This is a genomic window from Nocardia sp. CS682, assembly GCF_004634405.1.
GTDB classification, from domain to species: Bacteria; Actinomycetota; Actinomycetes; order Mycobacteriales; family Mycobacteriaceae; genus Nocardia; species Nocardia ninae.
Map to the genome: position 1 here is coordinate 6695372 of NZ_CP029710.1, position 18385 is coordinate 6713756.

Here is an 18385-nt window from a genome sequence, read left to right on the forward strand (position 1 = left end):
CGTGTCCAGCTCGCATTGATCGCCCTGCTCGTCCTCGTCGTGGTCGCCTGGCTCGTCACGCGCTGACGACCGACGGCTAGTTCTCCCGCTCTCCGGTCCGCCAGTCGTTGAAACGCTTGCCGATCTTGGACACCGTCTCGCCGACCTCCTGGCCGACCGTGCCGACCGCGGCACCGACATCGCGGCCGAGGTTGCGCACGGTGCGGATCAGCGGGTCCTCGGACTGGTCGAAATTGGTGCGATAGGTGCGCGCGGCGCCCTTGATCTCCTCGGTGAGGCTGGTGTTCTTGTCCTGATCGCGCCGGGGGTAGTCGCCGGCGAGCATGCGGTCGTACTCACCGCTCTGGATCCACCGGCGCAGCTCGGCGGCGCGCAGCACGGAGAACGGGTGGCTCTGCAATTCCAGGTTGAGCAGTTTCAGCACACCGTCGCGCAGATCGCCGGACCGTTCGTAATCGTCGGCCTGCGCGAGGAACGCACCGTGGTTCATCTCCTTGATCCAGGTGCCGCCGGCCGTCTTCATGTGCACCCGCACCGAGGCGTCGACATCCTGTCCGCACAGCAGCCCGGCCCGGTCGCCGGACAACTCGGACTTGCGGCTCCACTCCATCAGCGCGGCCACGATCGCGCGTAAAGCCCAGCCGCCCACCGGCATCCAGCCGATGCTCGCGGAGATGCGCAGCAAATGCATGAGCATGGTGCGGTACACCGCGTGCCCGGACAGGGCATGACCCAGCTCGTGGCCGACGATGAAACGCAACTCCTCGGTATCCATCAGATCGATGAGACCGGTGGTCAGCACGATGAACGGCTGGTCCATGCCGATGGTGAAGGCATTCACCTGCGGGTTCTGCAGCACGAACATTTCCGGTGTGGTGCGGGCATCGAGCACGTTGACGCAGTCCTCGCGCAATTGATGCAGCGAACGGAACTGCCGCTCGTCGACCCGGACCGCCGTCGCCAAGTACAAAAGGCGGTGCTGGCGTTCTTGCAGCAAACCGGACAATGTGCGCAGCACGGTGTCGAAACCGGACAGCGTGCGCAGCGCGACCAAGGCGGTCCGGTCGGCCGGGTGCTCCCACGCGCGAGTGCTGATACCGGGAAACCTCGTGCGTACGCGATCCGGGCTGGTAGTCATGGGATGAAACCCCCCTCTTCCTGGAGCTCTGTGATTCGAATCGAGGCCGTGGCCTCTGCTACAGTCTGCCCGTGTCTTCGAATGTCGTCCCGCAGGTCCGCCATGAACTGGCGTTGATCGCGGTCGGCAACCTCGCGGTCGCCGACATTCTCTGTCGCTGATCGGCGACCGGGCACGTCTGCGCGTCCCTCCCTCGTAGACTGGCGTGCAACTTTTTCGCAGACGTCCCCGAACCCCGACGGCCTACCCGGCCGGCAGTCGCGCCACAGCCGCATCCCGAGCGGTGCGCAGGTCTACCGATCCATCGCAGTCTTCGCTGCCGCTCGAGATACCCGAGCAGGCGGTCCGTAGGAAAGGTCCACCCCGATGTCTCGCAAATTCTGGCTCACCCCGCGCCGACGTACCGCCGTCGCCGCAGTCACCGCGTTCGCGGCGCTCGCCCTCACCGCGTGCGGTGGCGGAGCCAGTGACACGGTCGGCGGTGGCGGCGCGGACGGCAGCGGCGGCACGCTGAACCTCTACGCCTACGCGGTCCCCAAGCCCGGCTTCGACAAGGTCGCCGCCGAGTTCAACAAGACCGAAAAGGGCAAGAACGTCATCATCAACGGCTCCTACGGCGCGTCGGGCGACCAGTCCCGCAAGGTCAAGGACGGCGCCGAGGCCGACCTGGTGAACTTCTCGGTCGAGCCCGACATCACCCGCCTGGTCGACGCCGGTTTGGTCGACACGAACTGGAATGCCGACGCCACCAAGGGAATTCCGTTCGGCTCGGTCGTCGCGATCGTGGTCCGCAAGGGCAACCCGAAGGGCATCAAGGACTGGGACGACCTGTTGAAGCCGGGCATCGAGGTGGTCACCCCGAACCCGTTCAGCTCCGGCTCGGCCAAGTGGAACCTGCTCGCCCCGTACGCGGCCAAGTCCGAGGGCGGCAAGAACCCGCAGGCGGGCCTGGACTACCTGAGCCAGCTGGTGTCCAAGGACCACGTGAAGGTGCAGCCGAAGTCGGGCCGCGAGGCCACCGAGACCTTCCTGCAGGGCACCGGTGACGTGCTGCTCAGCTACGAGAACGAGGCGCTGTTCTCCGAGCGCAACGGCGACCAGATCGAGCACTTCGTGCCGCCGGTCACCTTCAAGATCGAGAACCCGGTCGCGGTGCTGAAGTCGAGCAAGAACCAGGAGAAGGCGCTCGCCTTCCGCGACTTCCTCTACACCGCCGAGGGCCAGAAGGCTTGGGCGCAAGCCGGTTTCCGTCCGGTCGACCCGAAGGTGGCGGCCGATTTCAGCACCGATTTCCCGACCCCGCAGAAGTTGTGGACCATCGCTGACCTGGGCGGCTGGAAGGCCGTGGACAAGGAGCTGTTCACGCCGAACACCGGCTCCGTCGCGGTGATCTACGACAAGGCGACCAAGTAACCGGCTCCGGCACACGGGATACTGGACGACTGTGACTGACACCAGCACCGCCGGGATCGGCACGAAGCCCGCATCCGGCGGTACCCCGAACACCGGCCGGTGGAATTGGTCCTGGCTGCGCGTGACCGGCTCGGTGGGCCCGCTCGGCATCGCCACCGCGGTGCTCTGGCTCAGCATCATCGTGCTGCTGCCACTGGCCGCGCTGACCGTCACCTCCTTCGAGGACGGCTGGTCCGGCTTCTGGGACGCGGTCACCGCGCCCGCCGCGCTGGACTCGCTGCGCATCACCGTGCTCGTCTCGGTGGTGGTGGCGGTGATCAACGTGGTGATGGGCACGCTCATCGCCTGGGTGCTCGTCCGCGACGACTTCCCGGGCAAGGGCATCGTCAACGGGCTGATCGATCTGCCGTTCGCCTTGCCGACGATCGTGGCCAGCATCGTGCTGCTGTCCCTGTACGGCCCGCAGAGCCCGATCGACATCCACCTCAACGCAACTCAGCCCGGGCTGGTCGTGGCGCTGGCGTTCGTCACGCTGCCGTTCGTGGTTCGCTCGGTGCAGCCGGTGCTGATCGAGGCCGACCGCGAGGTGGAGCAGGCCGCGCTCTCCCTCGGCGCGGACAACTGGACCACCTTCCGGCGCATCGTATTACCCACCTTGGCGCCCGCGGTCATCTCCGGCGGCGGGCTCGCCTTCGCCCGTGCCATCGGCGAATACGGCTCGGTGGTGCTGATCGGCGGGGCGATCCCGCGCGAGACCGAGATGGCTTCGCAGTACATCCAGAAGCAGATCGAGATCGATCGCCCGATCAACGCGGCCGCGGTTTCGGTTGCGCTGCTGGCGATTTCGTTCGTATCGCTGCTGGTGCTGCGCCTGCTCGCCGAGCGCAGTGTGCGCAAAGAGCAGGAGACACGATGAATCTGTCTTGGCCCACCCGGATTTCGCTGCGTGTCGTCGCGCTGGGCTACCTGTTCGTGCTGCTGGTGCTGCCGCTGATCATCATTCTGCTGCGCACTTTCGAAAAGGGCATCGGCGCGTTCATCGACTCGATCACGACGCCGGCGGCCATCTCGGCGTTCCAGCTGTCGATGATCATCGTGGCGATCGTGGTCCCGTTGAACGTCATCTTCGGCATCTTCACCGCGCTCGCGCTGGTGCGCGGAAAGTTCCCGGGCCGCACTCTGGTTCAGGGCATCGTCGACCTTCCGTTCGCCGTCTCGCCGGTGGTCGTCGGTGTCGCGCTGATCCTGCTGTGGGGTGCCAACGGCTGGTTCGGCGGGCTCGAGAGCGCCGGCTTCAAGGTGATCTTCGGCCTGCCCGGCATGGTGATCGCCACCATCTTCGTCACGTTGCCGTTCGTGGTGCGTGAGGTCGAGCCGGTGCTGCACGAGATCGGCGACGAGCAGGAACAAGCCGCCACCACCCTCGGCGCCACCCGGTGGCAGACGTTCTGGCGAATCACGTTGCCCGCCATTCGCTGGGGCCTCACCTACGGCGTGGTGCTCACCGTGGCCCGTGCCCTCGGTGAATTCGGCGCGGTGATCATGGTGTCGTCCGCGCAGCCCGGCAAGTCGCAGACGCTGACGCTGCTGGTGCACGGCCGATACATCAACGACCACAACACCTTCGGCGCCTACTCCGCCGCGACCCTGCTGATGGGCCTGGCCCTCGTGACACTCCTGTTGATGACCCTCCTCGAACGCAAGCGGGGCACTAAATGATCACCGTGACCAATGCGAAGAAGAACTACGGTTCGTTCGCCGCGCTCGACGACGTCACCATCGATATCCCCTCCGGCGAGCTGACCGCGCTGCTCGGGCCCTCCGGTTCCGGCAAATCGACGCTGCTGCGCTCGATCGCCGGACTCGAATCGCTCGACTCCGGCATCGTGCTGATCGCGGGCAACAACGTGACCAGGGTGCCGCCGCAGAAACGCGACATCGGTTTCGTCTTCCAGCATTACGCCGCGTTCAAGCACATGACCGTCCGCGACAACGTGGCGTTCGGTCTGAAGATCCGCAAGCGGCCCAAGGCCGAAATCGCCAAGCGGGTAGACGAATTGCTCGGCATCGTCGGCCTCGACGGCTTCCAGCACCGCTACCCGGCGCAGCTGTCCGGCGGTCAGCGGCAGCGGATGGCGCTTGCTCGGGCGCTCGCGGTCGACCCGCAGGTGCTGCTGCTCGACGAGCCGTTCGGCGCGCTGGACGCCAAAGTTCGTGCCGATCTACGTACTTGGCTGCGCAGGCTGCACGAAGAGGTCCACGTGACCACCGTGCTGGTCACCCATGACCAGGAGGAGGCCCTGGACGTGGCCGACCGGATCGCAGTGATGAACAAGGGGCGCATCGAGCAGATCGGCACGCCGGAGGATGTATACGACCGGCCTGCAAATGAATTCGTGATGTCCTTCCTCGGTGCGGTCGCGCGGCTCAACGGACATCTGGTGCGGCCGCACGACATTCGGGTCGGGCGGGAGCCGAGTATGTCGCTGGCCGAGCACGAGGGGACTGCCGAATCCGCAGGTGTTACCAGGGCGACCGTTGAACGGGTCGTGCATCTGGGCTTCGAGGTCCGGGTCGAACTGCGCAATGCGGCGACCGGTGATCTGTTCGCGGCGCAGGTGACTCGTGGGGACGCGGAGGCGTTGCGGTTGGCCGACGGCGAGACGGTTTACGCACGGGCGACGCGGATTCCGGAGTTGCCTGCGCACTGATCGGTGCGGCAGTCCGATTCGGGCTGTGCCTGCGCGGTAGATCATCCGGCTGCTGGAGCGTTGCTGATCTTGTGCTGGCCCACGGAAATCCCGTCGTTTGTGCCGCCGGAAGTGGATCGTGTCAAGGCCTGCAAACGGGCGGGGCGCCTTATCTGCCCGCGTGCCCGAGAGGGCTGAGGTGAGAGTCTCGCGTTTCTCGCACCCGCGGGTCGGGACAGTATCCGCCTCCGGCGGTCATCTGTCCGGACTTCGGGAGATTGTTAGGGGCTATCACAGCATGTGAGAACGTGTATTCGCGCCAGGTGCCCGACGTTCACACGGTTGTTGTGGGTCTCCGCAAACACGGACGGGACACCCGCGAATATCGGCGTGTCGCAGTGAGATCCGGCCGTCGCCGCATTCGCCGCCGTCCAGGGCAGGTGACCAGGATGGATGCTTGTGCTATGCAACCTGTGCCAAAACAGGCGGGCTGCGGACAACAGGGTGTCCGGTGGTTGGCAGGCGAGTCGCGGAGTGGTTGCGTGGACGGAGTTCGAAGCAAATCGGATCGGCGATCAGGTGGATTGCGATGGCGGTTGGTCTGGGTTTGAGCATCGGCACGGTGAACACGGTTTCCGCTCTCGCGGAGGAAGGTTCAGCGAAGGCGCCGCCGGGCCGCCGATGGGCCCAGCGCTCCCAATCCATCACCCGCCGAACAACTCTCACGTTCGACAGCACGGGCCTGGCCCGGGTCGGCATGATTCCGCGGCACGGGCGCGCGATCATCGAATTCGCCGATCTCACCCAGCGTTCGATCATGTCGGCGCGGGTGGGTCACCGCGCACTGTCCCCGGCGGACCTGGTCGCGGTGGTTGCCGAGAGTCTCATCACCGAAACTCTGCTGGATCATCCGCATTGCGACGGGCACGGCAGCGATGTCGGTATCGCGCTGACCTACCCGGCGCGCTACACCGAGTCGCACGTCGAAGATCTGCGGGCATCGCTGGACGCCATCGGTCTCGATCATGTCGCGCTGGTCGCCGAGCCCATCGCGGCGGCGACCTGGCTGGAAGCCGATCGCGGCCCGCTCATGCCGGGGCTCGCCCTGATCTACGACCTAGGCGGCGCGAGTCTCGACGTCACATTGGTCCGGGTCGGCGCGGGCTGTCCGATCAACCCCATTGTCGGCGAGCCGATGCGTTCCGCAGAGTTCGGCGGCCGGGCCTTCGGTGCGCTCGTCGCCTCGCGGGCCGGGCACGGATTGCCCTCGGCCTCGATCTCCGGTTCGGTCACCGGTACGACTGCAGACGAGTTACGCACCAAGCATGTGCGCTCGTCGTTGGAACTGGTCTACCGATGCCTGCGCGTCGCGGACGTCACCATGGCCGACGTCGACTGCGTCCTGGTGGTCGGCGGCGCGGCGCGGCCGGTCGAGGTGGCCCAGGTGCTGGCGGGCGAGCTGGCCCGGCCGGTGATCACCGCGCCCGATCCGGAGCGCACGATCGCCGACGGAGCGGCGATCATCGGCCGCCGGGCCGCCGTCGCCGCCGAGGAGGCCGCGGGTAAGCACCATGGCAAGCGGCGCGCTGGCGGCGCGCATCGAGCGGCCACCCGGGCCCTGGTGCTGTCGCAGCGGACCAAGCAGCGGCTGACCAAGGTCGCGACGGCGGCGGGGTTGTCCGTCGCGGGTGTCGGCCTGGCGCTCGCGTTGCCCGCCGACGGGGTGATCGTGGGGTTGGCGCAGCTCGGGCTGCGGTAAACGGGGCGATCCGGTGGCGGCGGTGACGAGGGCGGCCGCCACCGGATCCGCTGAACGTTGCGGCCGCGACGGCCTGCTTCCTCTATGTAGGGGACCGGCGGTCGCGGCCTCTTCGCGTTTCTCCGCCGCCGTTTCCCCCATGATCGTTCGTCCAGATGTGTCTTCGTGGGTTGACGTGACCTTCTGTAGGTGTAACTATGGGAAACAGGTAAACGTTCTACTAGGAGAGGCAGCGACGACGATGTCTACAGCCGTGACGCCCCCGATCGATTCCGATCTGGAGAAGGCGCAGGAGTACGCCTCGAAGCTTCTGTTGCTCTCCGAGGGTTCGGTCAACAAGCATTTCGATCCCTTCGAGGACATCGACTGGGACAACCCCGACTTCGCCCCCGATGCGGGACCGGAGCGGTGGATCCTGCCGGTCTCGGCCGACCCCCTCGGTCGCCACCCGTGGTACCTCGCACAGTCCGAAGAGCGCAAGATCGCGATCGGCAAGTACCGCCAGGCCAACGTCGCCAAGGTCGGTCTGCAATTCGAGACGATCCTGATCAGCGGCATGGTGACGCACAACTTCGGCCTGCCCAACGGTTCCCCCGAATTCCGCTACTGCTCCCACGAGATGATCGAGGAGCACAACCACACCCTGATGTTCCAGGAGATGGTGAACCGGATCGGTGAGGACGTACCGGGCATGGGCCCGCTCGTCCGGAAGTTCAAGTACCTCGGCGCGCCCGTGGCCGCGCTGTTCCCGAATCTGTTCTTCATGGCGGTGCTGGCCGGCGAGGAGCCGATCGACCACATCCAGAAGGCGATTCTGCGCTCCGGCGAGGACGTGCACCCGATCATGCGCGGCGTGATGGCGATTCACGTCGCCGAGGAGGCGCGGCACATCTCGTTCGCCCACGAGTTCCTGAAAATCCATGTGCCGGAGGCGAAGCCAGGCAGCAAGTTCGTGCTGTCGATCGCGATGCCGATCGTCATGTACATCCTCGGCCGCTCGATCTTCACCCCGCCGCGGTCGTTCTGGCGCGAGTTCGACATCCCGGACTACGTCCGCAAGGAACTGTTCTACGGGTCGAAGGAGTCCAAGCAGGAGTTCAGCGACTTCTTCGGCGACGTGCGCACGCTGGCCAAGGACATCGGCCTGATGAACCCGATCTCCAAGGCGGTCTGGAAGCTGCTCAAGATCGACGGCCACACCACTCGCTACCGTTCGGAGCCGTTGCGCGCGGTCAAGGCCGGCTGACGTGCCCTACATCGTCACCCAATCCTGTTGCAGCGACGCGTCTTGCGTGTACGCCTGCCCGGTCAACTGCATCCATCCCACGCCGGATGAGCCGGACTTCCTGACCGCGGACATGCTGTACGTGGACCCGCAGGCCTGCGTCGACTGCGGCGCCTGCGCCACCGCGTGCCCGGTCGACGCGATCGTGTCGTCGAAGAAGCTGACCGATGAGCAGAAGCCGTTCATCGAGATCAACGCGAACTTCTACCGGCAGAGCCGGCCCAGGCCGCTGCTCGCGAAGCCGGTGCCCGCGGCCGCGATCCACACCGAGCGCCAGCCCCTGCGGGTGGCGATCGTCGGGTCGGGTCCGTCGGCGATGTACGCGGCCGACGAACTGCTGACCCAGCCCGACGTGTCGGTGACCGTGTTCGACCGGCTGCCGGTGCCGTATGGGCTGGCCCGCCACGGTGTCGCGCCGGACCACGACAAGACCCGCAAGGTCAGCGACCTGTTCGACATCATCTCGGCCCAGCCCGGATTCGGTTCGTACCTGAATGTCGAAGTGGGCGCGCATGTTTCGCACGAGGAGCTGCTCGATCACTTCCACGCGGTGATCTACGCCGTCGGTGCTTCGGCCGACCGCAAGCTCGACATCCCCGGCGAAGGGCTGGCAGGCAATATCTCCGCCACCGACTTCGTCGCCTGGTACAACGGGCACCCCGATCACGTTGACCGCATCTTCGACCTGACCCAGCAGCGCGCCGTGATCGTCGGCAACGGCAACGTCGCCCTCGATGTCGCACGCATCCTCACCAGCGATCCGGAATCGTTGGCGGACACCGACATCGCGCCGTACGCGCTGCGGGCGTTGCGGGAGAGCAAGATCGAAGAGGTGGTCATCCTCGGTCGCCGCGGTCCGCTCGAATCCGCCTTCACCGTGCCGGAATTCGTTGGTCTGCTCGGCGCCGACGTGGACATCGCGATCGAGGGCGACCTGCCCGAGCTGACCGATGGTCTGCCGTATCAGGTCGAGCAGAAGCTGCGGTTGCTGCACAGCGTGCGCAACCGGCCGTTCGGCGAACGCAAGCGAATCGTCTTCCGCTACCTCGCCTCGCCCACCGAGATCCTCGGTACCGACCGGGTCGCGGGTATCGAGGTGAGCCGCAACGAGCTCGTCACCGACGCAGACGGCCGCACCCGTGCGGTCGCGACCGGCGCCACCGAACGCCTCGACGCGGGCCTGGTGCTCACCTCGGTCGGTTACCGCGGCGTGCCACTGCCCGGCCTGCCGTTCGACGCCGCATCGAGCGTGATCCCGAACCTGGACGGCCGGGTCCTCGAAAGCCTCGGCGGCGCGGTGCTTCCCGGCACCTATGTCACCGGCTGGATCAAGCGCGGACCGACCGGCTTCATCGGCACCAACAAGTCCTGCGCCCAGCAGACGGTGCAGCAGCTCGCCGACGATTTCAACGCCGGGCGCCTGGCCGAACCCGCAGGCACCGCAACGGAATTCGATCGCCTGGTCCGGCAACGCCAACCTGCGGTCCGCACCGCCGGCGCCACCAAGCGCCGCACCACGGTCCGCCGCCTCTTGACTCGCTCCTGACAGTCTCTCGTGGGGCCGAGTGCCCCGCGAGCCTCACCATCGACGTCAACGACGCCGTCGATGGTGCTCTGCCGTACCGGTCGCGCGATGAGGGCGTGACCGTGCTCGGTGCAGGGTTATCGAGTCGATCGGCGCGCCGGTGACGAGCGGGGCCGTTCTTGCGCGTCCGTGCGCGTGCCGACCGACTCGGCCGCAAGGGATGAAATCATCTGCGGCGTAAGGGCGCTCGTACTTGCTGTGCCGAGACGACCGTCCGCTGCCTCCCGCGTCTTGCTGTGCTGTGCGAGGTAGCGCGGCCGGCCCGAACGTGCATTGCCGGTCGACTCGGCCACGCGGGGTCGCTGCCGCGTCGGTCGCTCGGGCCGAGCGAATTGATCACTGCCGGTCGACTCGGCCTTGTGGGGTGAATTTGTTTGCGGCCCAGGGGTGGTCGTTCTTCCAAGGCCGGTGCTATCGTCCACCGCCTCGCCCCTGTGCACGCTCGGTAATGCGTGCGCCTCGGCTACTCCGGACAAACATGTTGACTGATCAGCGAGTGGTGCACCTGATTCTGCTGCTGGCTGTGCGCTCTCGATGAGCTGAAGCGCCCGGTCCTTCCCGCGTCCGGCACCGTGCGGTGTCGTCCCGGCACGCTCGTTGCTCGCGGCGTAGGCAATTGCCCGGGATTATGCGTGGCGACCCCACTTTCGGGGCCTTGTGGTGGTGCGGGTGGGACCGAACGATAGAGGGGTATGTAGGTAGCCGGGGGTCTGTGTCGGCTGCGTGTTGGAAAGTCACTTGGTGCAACCTGAGGAGTCGGTACTTGATGGGAAGTCTGCGGAACTCAGTTCCGATCGCGATCGCGGTCGCCGCCGGGTTGGTGCTGAGCGCGCCCCAGGCGTCGGCCGAGATCGGGGCGCGCGTGGTGATCGCGGGCGGCGGTCTCACGAATGGGTTCGGTACCGGCTGTGCCTACCAGGTGGTCGCTACCGGCAATTCGAGTGCGGGCATGGATTTCTATGACAACGGCGTCTGGTTCGCCGCCACGGAGGGGAGTCCGAACCCGAAGACGCATGTGGCCAGCTGGACTCCGCAGACCGTGGGTCCGCACACCATCCTGGTTACTCAGAACGGGGAGTCCAAGACGATCGGCCTGCAGGTCGGCACCGGAATCAACGGTGGGAGTTCCTGCCTGGTGATCTAGCGGGACCACGTCGGGTCGGTCCCGCTTCCGCTCGGACGGGTCGCGCGCGGCGACCCGTCCGAGCCCTCTTTTGTGCACCTACTGCGCGGTGAAACCGCCATCGATCGCGAGCGCGGCGCCGGTGATGAAGCTGGCTTCGTCACTGAGCAGGTACGCGCAGAACGCCGCGATCTCCTCGGGCCGACTGATCCGGCCCAGCGGGTGCAGCCCGGCGATCATCGCCTCACCCTCGGGTGTCGCACCCATCGAATTGCGGAATGCCGGGGTGTCGACCGCGCCGGACGCGATCGCGTTCACTCGGACCCCTTGCGCGGCGGCCTCGAGTGCGACGGCTTTGGTCAGCCCGACGACGCCGTGCTTGGCCGCCACGTACGGCGCGACCGACCCCATCCCGACCACGCCGAGGTTCGACGCGTTGTTCAGGATCGCGCCGCCGCCGGAGGCGACCAGGGCGGGCACCTGGTGGCGGAGTCCGTAGAACACGCTTGTCAGGTTGAGTTCCAGATCGGCCCGCCAGCCCGCCTCATCGATCTCGCCGATGGGTCCGAAGGCGTTGACGGCGCCCGCGTTGTTGAACGCGGCGTCGAGTCGCCCGTACTCGGTGATGGCCGCCTGGGTGAGCCGCGCTACGTCGTCCTCCACGGTGACGTCGGTCGGCACGAATACTGCCCGCCCGCCGGTCGCGCGGACCTCGGCGGCCAGCTGCTCGCCCGCGTCCTTGCCGCGAGCGCCGAGCACCACGGCGGCGCCTTCGCTCGCGACCCGCAGGGCCACCGCTTTGCCGACGCCCGAGCTGGCGCCGGTGATCAGCACGACCTTCTCTGCGAACCGAGTAGCCATGGTCTCCATTTCCCTTCTCCTTCTTGCGATCTCACCTTGCTGGTGGGTCGTGGAAGCAAGTCAAGCCGGAACCGAGTGGTGGCGCTGGCGGGAAACAGACGTGGAGTTGATACGTCATCAGTCGGATGGATGGCGTGCCGATGCGCGAAATGCGTTAACTGGCAATGCTTTAGTTACCGACCGGTCAGTGTCATAATGTGACTTGTCATTCTTTGCTCGATGTCGGCGGAAATTCGGGTATCGGAGCATTGTCCGAATCGCTGTGAGGTAACGGGATTGCACCGCCCGGTATCTAAATCGGCCCTTGTCGAGAGGGCTGGACGATCTGATGCGTGAACATACTCGCAGGTGACGCGGATCATTGTCGTCGGGAGCTAAACGTTTCACGCCATTCTCGGCCCGTTCATGTCAATTCCACATCCTTCCAGCGAACCCAACAGCTAATCTGTGCTGGCTGTTTGGAAGACGACCGCGGCCACATGGTTCTCTGTGTGATGGACGTGGTCTCGGTACGTTGACGGGATAGCATATGACCACAGGTCTGGGTTTCAGCATCGGTGCAGTGAACTCTGTGACGGCTTCGGTGACCGGTGCACGAACCCGGCCCGTCGTGCGCAGTCGACGCACCGCGGTGACCTTCGACAGCGCGGGCGGGTTGCGCATCGGCGGCATCCCGCAATTCAGCATGGCTGTCACGGATTTCGCCGACCTGAGCCGCGATCCGGAACCGATGATCGTCGGCGGGCGCATCTGGTCGCCGGCCAACCTCGTCGCGGCGGTGGTGAACGGACTGCGCGCGGCCGAGCCCACCGCGGCCGAGTCGGGTGCCGTAGCCACCTATCCCGCAATGTATTCAGACAAGCAAGTGTCGTTGCTGCGGCAGGCCCTCGACCTGTCGGGTGCGAGTGATGTTGCGCTGGTGCCGGAACCGGTCGCCGCCGCCGAATGGCTTGAGCGTGAACACGGTCCGCTCGAGCCCGGCTTCGTGCTTGTCTACGACCTCGGCGGGACCAGCCTCGATGTCACCGTCGTGCGGGTCGGTTCCGACTGGGACAACCATCCGATGGTCGGAAAGCCGGTGCGCTGCTACGACTTCGGCGGCAGGCCGCTCGGCGCGATGATCGCGCGATACGCCCACGACACCGGGCCCGGTGCGACCACGCCCATGTCGCTGCTGTCGATGGTCGATATCGACGGCCTGCGCACCGCGCACGTACACGACACCCTCGAAGTGGTGCGGGCCGCCGTCCGATCCGCCGACCTCACGCTCTCCGACATCAGCCGCATCCTGGTGATCGGCGGAGCGTCGCGGCCGGCCGAGGTCGCCCGCACGCTTGCCGAACTCGGCCGCCCCCTGGTCGTTTCGGCCGACCCGGGCCACACCATCGCCGCGGGCGCCGCCCTCATGGCCGCGCGCACCATGGCGCTTGCTGGGTCCGGCGGTAAGGAGCATGCGCCGCGCGTCGCCGTATTCTCCAGCGCCGCTGTAGTTTCCGCCGTCGCCATGTCGGCGGTGACCGTGTTCGGCAGTCCCGCAGGCCCCGCCGCGTCACCGGTGCTCGAGCACTACCCGGGCCTCGACTCGCCGTCGACCGACACCCTGCTCTACGACGTCGGCGCGGACAAATCGGCCGGTCAGCACGAGGCATGGGTAGCCACACCCGCAGGATGGCGGACATCGCGAGCCATCGCGGCCGGCCTGGGTGCGCCGAGCCCCTCCGCTTACGGGCTGTTCATCACCCCCGTGGCGCGCGCCAGCACACTCGGTCCGAGCATCGCGGAATCCCGCAGCGACTCGCACGACGAACTCGCCGGCCACAGCGGCGCGACGCGACCCGGCGGTACCTACGCCGACCCGGCCCACTTCATCAACCCGCTGCCATTCGGTAAGCCTGTGCTGTTGCCGGGGCAGCCTTCGGTTCCGGGCGTTCCTGGCCATCCGGTGTCGCCCATCGCGGGAGCGCCCGTAGTACCGCCCGCGTCGGGCACGATACCCGCTGCGCCGCAGGCCAATCCGACACCGTCGGTACCGGAGCCGGTCGCCGCCCCGGCGACTGGCGGCGCGGTGAACAGTCCGACATCCGGCGCCGGTACCGCGACCGGCACAACACCTTCCGAGACCACGAGCGGCACTACCTCGGGAAGTACCTCTTCCGGCGCAAGCACCTCCGGTGGAACATCCGGCGAGTCCAGTACCGGCGGTACGTCTTCCGGGGAAACCTCGAGTGGTGCGACCTCCGGGACCGGCGGCACCTCCGACACCTCGTCCGGCGGAACCACGTCCGGCGGTACAGCGACGGGCGGCAGCACTTCCGGCGGAACGACGTCGGGCGGAAGCACATCCGGTGGCACGTCCTCAGCCGGAACCTCCAGCGGCACATCGACCAGCGGCAGCACGTCCGATACTTCTTCGGGCAGCACCTCCGGCGGATCGAGCTCCGGCGGTTCTACTTCCGGCGGCGACTCCGCGAGCAGCCACTAGCCACCAGCGGTCCGCAGTCGACTCGATAGTCTCCTCGGATGCGGGGGTTGACCTCCCCAGCCGAGTCATCTACCGCAACGGAGCTGGAAGTTCAGTTGACAGCCGTCGGTCTCGGTGCGGTTGATCGGGGGACGAGCGCAGCTACTGCGGGGCACAATGGGCTGGTGGCAACCGGGGGACCCCAGCTGATCGCGCTGGATGTGGACGGCACGCTGCTCGACACCGGCAGCCCGGTGAGCGAGCGCGTCGCCGCCGCTGTGCGCGCGGCCGTCGCGGCGGGCGCGCACGTCGTCGTGACCACCGGGCGAACCGTCTTGGCGACCCGTTCGGTACTGTCCGAGCTCGGCCTCGTCGAAGGGCACGCGCTGTGCTCCAACGGTGCGGTGCACGTCGACGTCGCCAAAGGTCAGCCGCTCACCGTGCAGGATTTCGACCCGGCGCCCGCGGTCGTCGCATTGCGCGCCCTGATCCCGGAGATGATCTTCGCGGTGGAGAAGGTCGGCGTCGGCTACTGGGCCACCGGCGTCAGCCCTGGACAGTTCTCGCTCGGTGAATACCTGCTCGTCGACCACTCCGCGCTGAGCAGCGAGCGCACGCCGCGGCTCAACGGTTGGTGGCCGCAGGGTTCACTGGCGGAGATGCTGCGCCTACTGGCAGAACTCCAGGTCCCGGGCGCGAGCTGGGTGCACGGCGAATTCGGTCCCTGGCTCACTGTCTCGCGTCAAGGCGTCTCCAAAGGCTGGGCACTCGAGCGTCTTCGCCTGGCTTTGCAGGTGCCGCGCACCGCCACCCTGGCGATCGGCGATGGCTACAACGATCGCGAAATGCTGCGCTGGGCAGCGCATTCCGTGGCTATGGCGAATGCCCCCGCAGATGTCCGGGATCTGGCGGATGAGGTCACCGGGGACGTGCTGGAAGACGGCGTCGCCACGGTACTCGAGCGGTGGTTCCGTCCCTGAGCAGGACGACCAGGTGTCAGGACGGTCGGCAGCATCTGTAGCCGGCACTATTGCGCTGGCGGGCATCCGCTACGGGCGCAACCGCCGCCACAAACCGGTGACCCGCGTGGTCCATCCCGTTTGGCTGCGGGGCGCCGGAGAGTCGTTGTCCGACAACCCTTCCAGCGGCGGCATGATCGCGGTCTGCTCCAATTTGCTGACGGCCGGGATCATTTGGGTTCGGCCGAGCGTGTCCGCCGACGGCCGGTCGGTCTCGTCATGGGTTCGATCTCGCAACGCCGGTGCCTCCATAGCACCGTTCGCATCGTCTGCCGCTCCAGCGGATATGGCCATAGGTGTCCTTCCAAGCCCGAAGCCGCTCGCATTGGCACGGCCTGATGTGGCCCAGATCATATGACGGCCCATGTTGCATCGTCCGGGCCACCCCGTCCGCGGTCGGTATGCAGTCCGCTCCGCGGGTCACTGCCCGTAGGCACAGGCCGAGCAATCACCTGGGGCATCATCTGGAATGCTCTGCGGGGCATTGCATCTCCGATCGCCTTTGGCAAACAATCTCGTCGCGGGTTCGCGGGTTCGCGGGTTCGCGGGTTCGCGGGTTCGCGGGTTCGCGGGTTCGCGGGTTCGCGGGTTCGCGGGTTCGCGGGTTCGCGGGTTCGCGGGTCGCCCGGTTGCCGGGTCGCTTACGACCGAGTGCCCCGTCGCGGACCGCGGGGCACTCGGTCGGATTGTTAAGCGGCGACAACGAGGTCGGGCGGGTGACTACGCCGGTCCGGTCTTGGCCAGCACCTCGAGGTAGTGCGGGTTCGACATCAGGCCGAGGACGTTGCCGAAGGGGTCGACGACCGACGCCGTCACGAACCCGGTGTTGCCGCGCGGGGTGATCGGGTCGTATTCCTTGGCACCGAGTTCGAGCAGCCGGTCGAAGGTGGCCTGGAGGTCGTCGACGTGCCAGTTGACGATCGCGCCGCCGGGGGCGTTGTTGGCGCCCGCCGGTCCGTATGCGCGGTTGACGATGCCGAATTCGTGCAGGTAGTCGCCGATGCGGAACTCGTAGTAGCCGCCGGGGACGTGGAAGTACGGCTCGACGCCGAGGAACTCGCTGTACCAATCTTTCGCGGCCTCCAGATCGTCGGCGTAGAACGTGCTCGTCGCCATTCCTCGCAGCATTTCAATCTCCTTCTTCGGTTCGTTCTTTGCTGTTGAAAACCATCATCCGCCCTAAAGTGCTCAATGAATGAGCACTTTTTCGGGCAGAATTGTGCGCATGCGAGCGGACAGACTGGTGGCGATCCTGCTGATGATGCAGACGCGCGGACGGGTGACAGCGGCCGAGGTCGCCGAGGAGCTGGAAACCTCGGTCGCCACCGCGCGCCGCGACCTGGAGGCCTTGTCGATGGCGGGCGTCCCGGTCTACCCACAGCCGGGTCGCGGCGGCGGCTGGTCACTGGTGGGCGGCGCGCGCACCGACCTCACCGGTCTGACGGCGGGCGAGGCGCGAGCGTTGTTTCTGCTGGCGGGGCCGTCGGCGAACGCGGTGCCGGAGGTGAAATCGGCGCTGCGCAAACTGGTTCGCGCCTTACCGCAGCCGTTTCGCACCGACGCCGCCGCGGCCGCCGATGCCGTGGTGATCGATCCGGCCCGCTGGGGTCAGACCGACCGCGAGCTGCCGCCGGTGGTCGCGCTGCTCCAACGAGCGGTGGTGCAGCGCAACAAGGTTCGCCTGCGCTACGCCAGTAAGAAGGGCGAGCACACCGAGCGACTCGTCGACCCGTGGGGCCTGATCGACAAGGACGCCATCTGGTACCTCATCGCGGGCACCGACAATGGCCAGCGCACCTTCCGCATCGACCGCATCACCGAGGCCGTCGTGACCGACGAAACCGCCCACCGTCCAGCCGATTTCGACCTCTCCGCGACCTGGAACGAGGTGGTGGACGAGCTCGAGCAGCGCCGCGCCGCCACCGCCGCCACCGTCCTCATCTCTGAACGACTGCTGCCGATCCTGCGCAATCAGCAGGGCAGGCACTGCGTGGTCGACGGCCCGATCGATGACGGCCGCATCCGAGTCCAGGTCACCGCCCCCACCGCCTGGATGCTCGCCCAGCAACTGGCCGGCTGGGGAGCCGCCATCGAAGTCCTCGATCCGCCGGAAGTTCGCATCGAACTGGCCCGGATCGGCACCGAACTCCTCGAGCGCTACCACTCCTGATGCGAGAATTTTCCGCTCCTGCGGTCGTGGCGGTCGTCCAGTGGCACACCATGGGGTGATCGGCCCGGGGCACGGATGGTCGGCGGGATCCGTGCCTGAGTGCGCGGATGATTCAGCGGCCAGGACGGCGTGCCTGCACGTGGTGCGGCGGAGGAGGTCCGCTGAGCGGGCACAAATGCATACGATCGCTCGTTCATCAAAGAACGACCGTACGTTCTTGTATGCGACTTTTCGTGGAAGAATGGAGCCATGCCCGAGCCCACCACCCCTGCCGACCAGCAGCAAGGCACTGATCAGCGCTTGGCGAAGGGCGCGCGATCCCGGGCTTCGATCGCCAGGCACGCCGCCGACGTGGCTTCCGTCGAGGGCCTGACGGGCGTGAGCATCGGCAAGCTCGCCGCCGATCTAGGCCTCAGCAAAAGCGGCATCGCCACCTTGTTCGGCAGCAAAGAGAGTCTGCAGTTGGCCGCGGTCAAGACTGCCCGCGAGGTCTTCATCGAGCAGGTGATCACGCCGAGCCTGGCCGAACCCAGCGGCATGCCCCGGCTGCGCGCCATCGTGCACCACTGGTTCGGCCAGGTCGCCGAACCGGCCTTCCCCGGCGGCTGCTTCCGCGTCGCCACCCTCGCCGAGTTCGACAGCCGCCCCGGCCCGGTCCGTGACGCCATCGCGGCGGACCACCGCGACTTCCTCGCATTCCTGTCCAAGGAGATCCGCCTCGCCCAGGAACAAGGCCACCTCGGCGAGCGCAACGCCGACATCATCGCCTTCGAGCTGGACGCCGTCATATCGGCCGCCCACACCGCTCGTCAGATGGACAACGAGTGGGGAGTCGCGACGGCCAGGGCCATCGTCGACAATCTGCTGAGTTGAGCGCTGTC

At 66.9% G+C, this 18385-nt stretch carries 17 protein-coding genes; 13 read left to right on the forward strand and 4 right to left on the reverse strand.

Annotation, left to right across the window (positions count from 1 at the left end):
• Positions 1-76: 76 nt before the first annotated feature.
• Positions 77-1138 (reverse strand): M48 family metallopeptidase, encoded by a 1062-nt coding sequence (locus DMB37_RS30080; protein WP_135235556.1) that lies wholly within the window; start codon positions 1136-1138, stop codon positions 77-79.
• 71 nt (positions 1139-1209) lie between these two features.
• Here DMB37_RS30080 and DMB37_RS42010 point away from each other — a divergent pair, with 71 nt between their 5' ends.
• The 9 genes from DMB37_RS42010 (at position 1210) to DMB37_RS30120 (ending at position 11014) form a co-directional block, all read left to right on the forward strand.
• Positions 1210-1299 (forward strand): Ms4533A family Cys-rich leader peptide, encoded by a 90-nt coding sequence (locus DMB37_RS42010; protein WP_370465230.1) that lies wholly within the window; start codon positions 1210-1212, stop codon positions 1297-1299.
• A gap of 205 nt (positions 1300-1504) precedes the next feature.
• Positions 1505-2551, forward strand: coding sequence for a sulfate ABC transporter substrate-binding protein (locus DMB37_RS30085; RefSeq protein ID WP_135235557.1), 1047 nt, complete (start codon positions 1505-1507; stop codon positions 2549-2551).
• 55 nt (positions 2552-2606) lie between these two features.
• Positions 2607-3467, forward strand: coding sequence for a sulfate ABC transporter permease subunit CysT (gene cysT, locus DMB37_RS30090; RefSeq protein WP_370465428.1), 861 nt, complete (start codon positions 2607-2609; stop codon positions 3465-3467).
• On the forward strand, positions 3464-4270 hold the full coding sequence (cysW, locus tag DMB37_RS30095; protein ID WP_135235558.1) for a sulfate ABC transporter permease subunit CysW: 807 nt from the start codon (positions 3464-3466) through the stop codon (positions 4268-4270). The genes cysT and cysW overlap by 4 nt, the downstream gene beginning before the upstream one ends.
• A complete protein-coding gene (locus DMB37_RS30100) occupies positions 4267-5262 on the forward strand; it encodes a sulfate/molybdate ABC transporter ATP-binding protein (RefSeq protein ID WP_135235559.1) in 996 nt (331 codons plus the stop codon). Before cysW ends, DMB37_RS30100 begins: the two co-directional genes overlap by 4 nt.
• 568 nt (positions 5263-5830) lie before the next feature.
• Positions 5831-7000 carry an Hsp70 family protein gene (locus DMB37_RS30105; protein ID WP_135235560.1) on the forward strand — a complete coding sequence of 390 codons (1170 nt, stop codon included), beginning with the start codon at positions 5831-5833 and terminating at the stop codon, positions 6998-7000.
• A gap of 241 nt (positions 7001-7241) precedes the next feature.
• Positions 7242-8246 (forward strand): diiron oxygenase, encoded by a 1005-nt coding sequence (locus tag DMB37_RS30110; protein WP_135235561.1) that lies wholly within the window; start codon positions 7242-7244, stop codon positions 8244-8246.
• Between the two features lies 1 nt (position 8247).
• Positions 8248-9831: an FAD-dependent oxidoreductase gene (locus DMB37_RS30115; RefSeq protein ID WP_135235562.1), complete on the forward strand. Its 1584-nt coding sequence runs from the start codon at positions 8248-8250 to the stop codon at positions 9829-9831.
• 805 nt (positions 9832-10636) lie between these two features.
• A complete protein-coding gene (locus DMB37_RS30120; protein WP_135235563.1) occupies positions 10637-11014 on the forward strand; it encodes a hypothetical protein in 378 nt (125 codons plus the stop codon).
• 78 nt (positions 11015-11092) lie between these two features.
• Here the strand turns inward: DMB37_RS30120 and DMB37_RS30125 are convergent, their stop codons facing one another.
• Positions 11093-11863 carry a glucose 1-dehydrogenase gene (locus DMB37_RS30125; protein WP_240771716.1) on the reverse strand — a complete coding sequence of 257 codons (771 nt, stop codon included), beginning with the start codon at positions 11861-11863 and terminating at the stop codon, positions 11093-11095.
• A 553-nt stretch (positions 11864-12416) separates the two neighbouring features.
• Between DMB37_RS30125 and DMB37_RS30130 the strand changes: the two genes are divergently transcribed.
• Entirely contained in the window at positions 12417-14336 is a 1920-nt protein-coding gene (locus DMB37_RS30130) for an Hsp70 family protein (protein WP_167768977.1), read from the forward strand.
• Positions 14337-14500: 164 nt separating this feature from the next.
• Positions 14501-15295, forward strand: a complete 795-nt coding sequence (locus tag DMB37_RS30135) for an HAD family hydrolase (RefSeq protein ID WP_240771717.1) — start codon at positions 14501-14503, stop codon at positions 15293-15295.
• Positions 15296-15364: 69 nt separating this feature from the next.
• On the opposite strand, the gene DMB37_RS30140 is transcribed toward DMB37_RS30135, so the two are convergent.
• Together DMB37_RS30140 and DMB37_RS30150 are read right to left on the reverse strand one after the other, a co-directional pair.
• Positions 15365-15571 (reverse strand): hypothetical protein, encoded by a 207-nt coding sequence (locus tag DMB37_RS30140; protein WP_135235565.1) that lies wholly within the window; start codon positions 15569-15571, stop codon positions 15365-15367.
• Positions 15572-16054: 483 nt separating this feature from the next.
• Positions 16055-16462, reverse strand: a complete 408-nt coding sequence (locus DMB37_RS30150) for a VOC family protein (protein ID WP_135235566.1) — start codon at positions 16460-16462, stop codon at positions 16055-16057.
• A gap of 97 nt (positions 16463-16559) precedes the next feature.
• Between DMB37_RS30150 and DMB37_RS30155 the strand changes: the two genes are divergently transcribed.
• Positions 16560-17504 carry a YafY family protein gene (locus DMB37_RS30155; RefSeq protein WP_135235567.1) on the forward strand — a complete coding sequence of 315 codons (945 nt, stop codon included), beginning with the start codon at positions 16560-16562 and terminating at the stop codon, positions 17502-17504.
• Positions 17505-17753: 249 nt separating this feature from the next.
• On the forward strand, positions 17754-18377 hold the full coding sequence (locus tag DMB37_RS30160; RefSeq protein WP_135235568.1) for a TetR/AcrR family transcriptional regulator: 624 nt from the start codon (positions 17754-17756) through the stop codon (positions 18375-18377).
• The last annotated feature ends 8 nt before the right edge of the window (positions 18378-18385 follow it).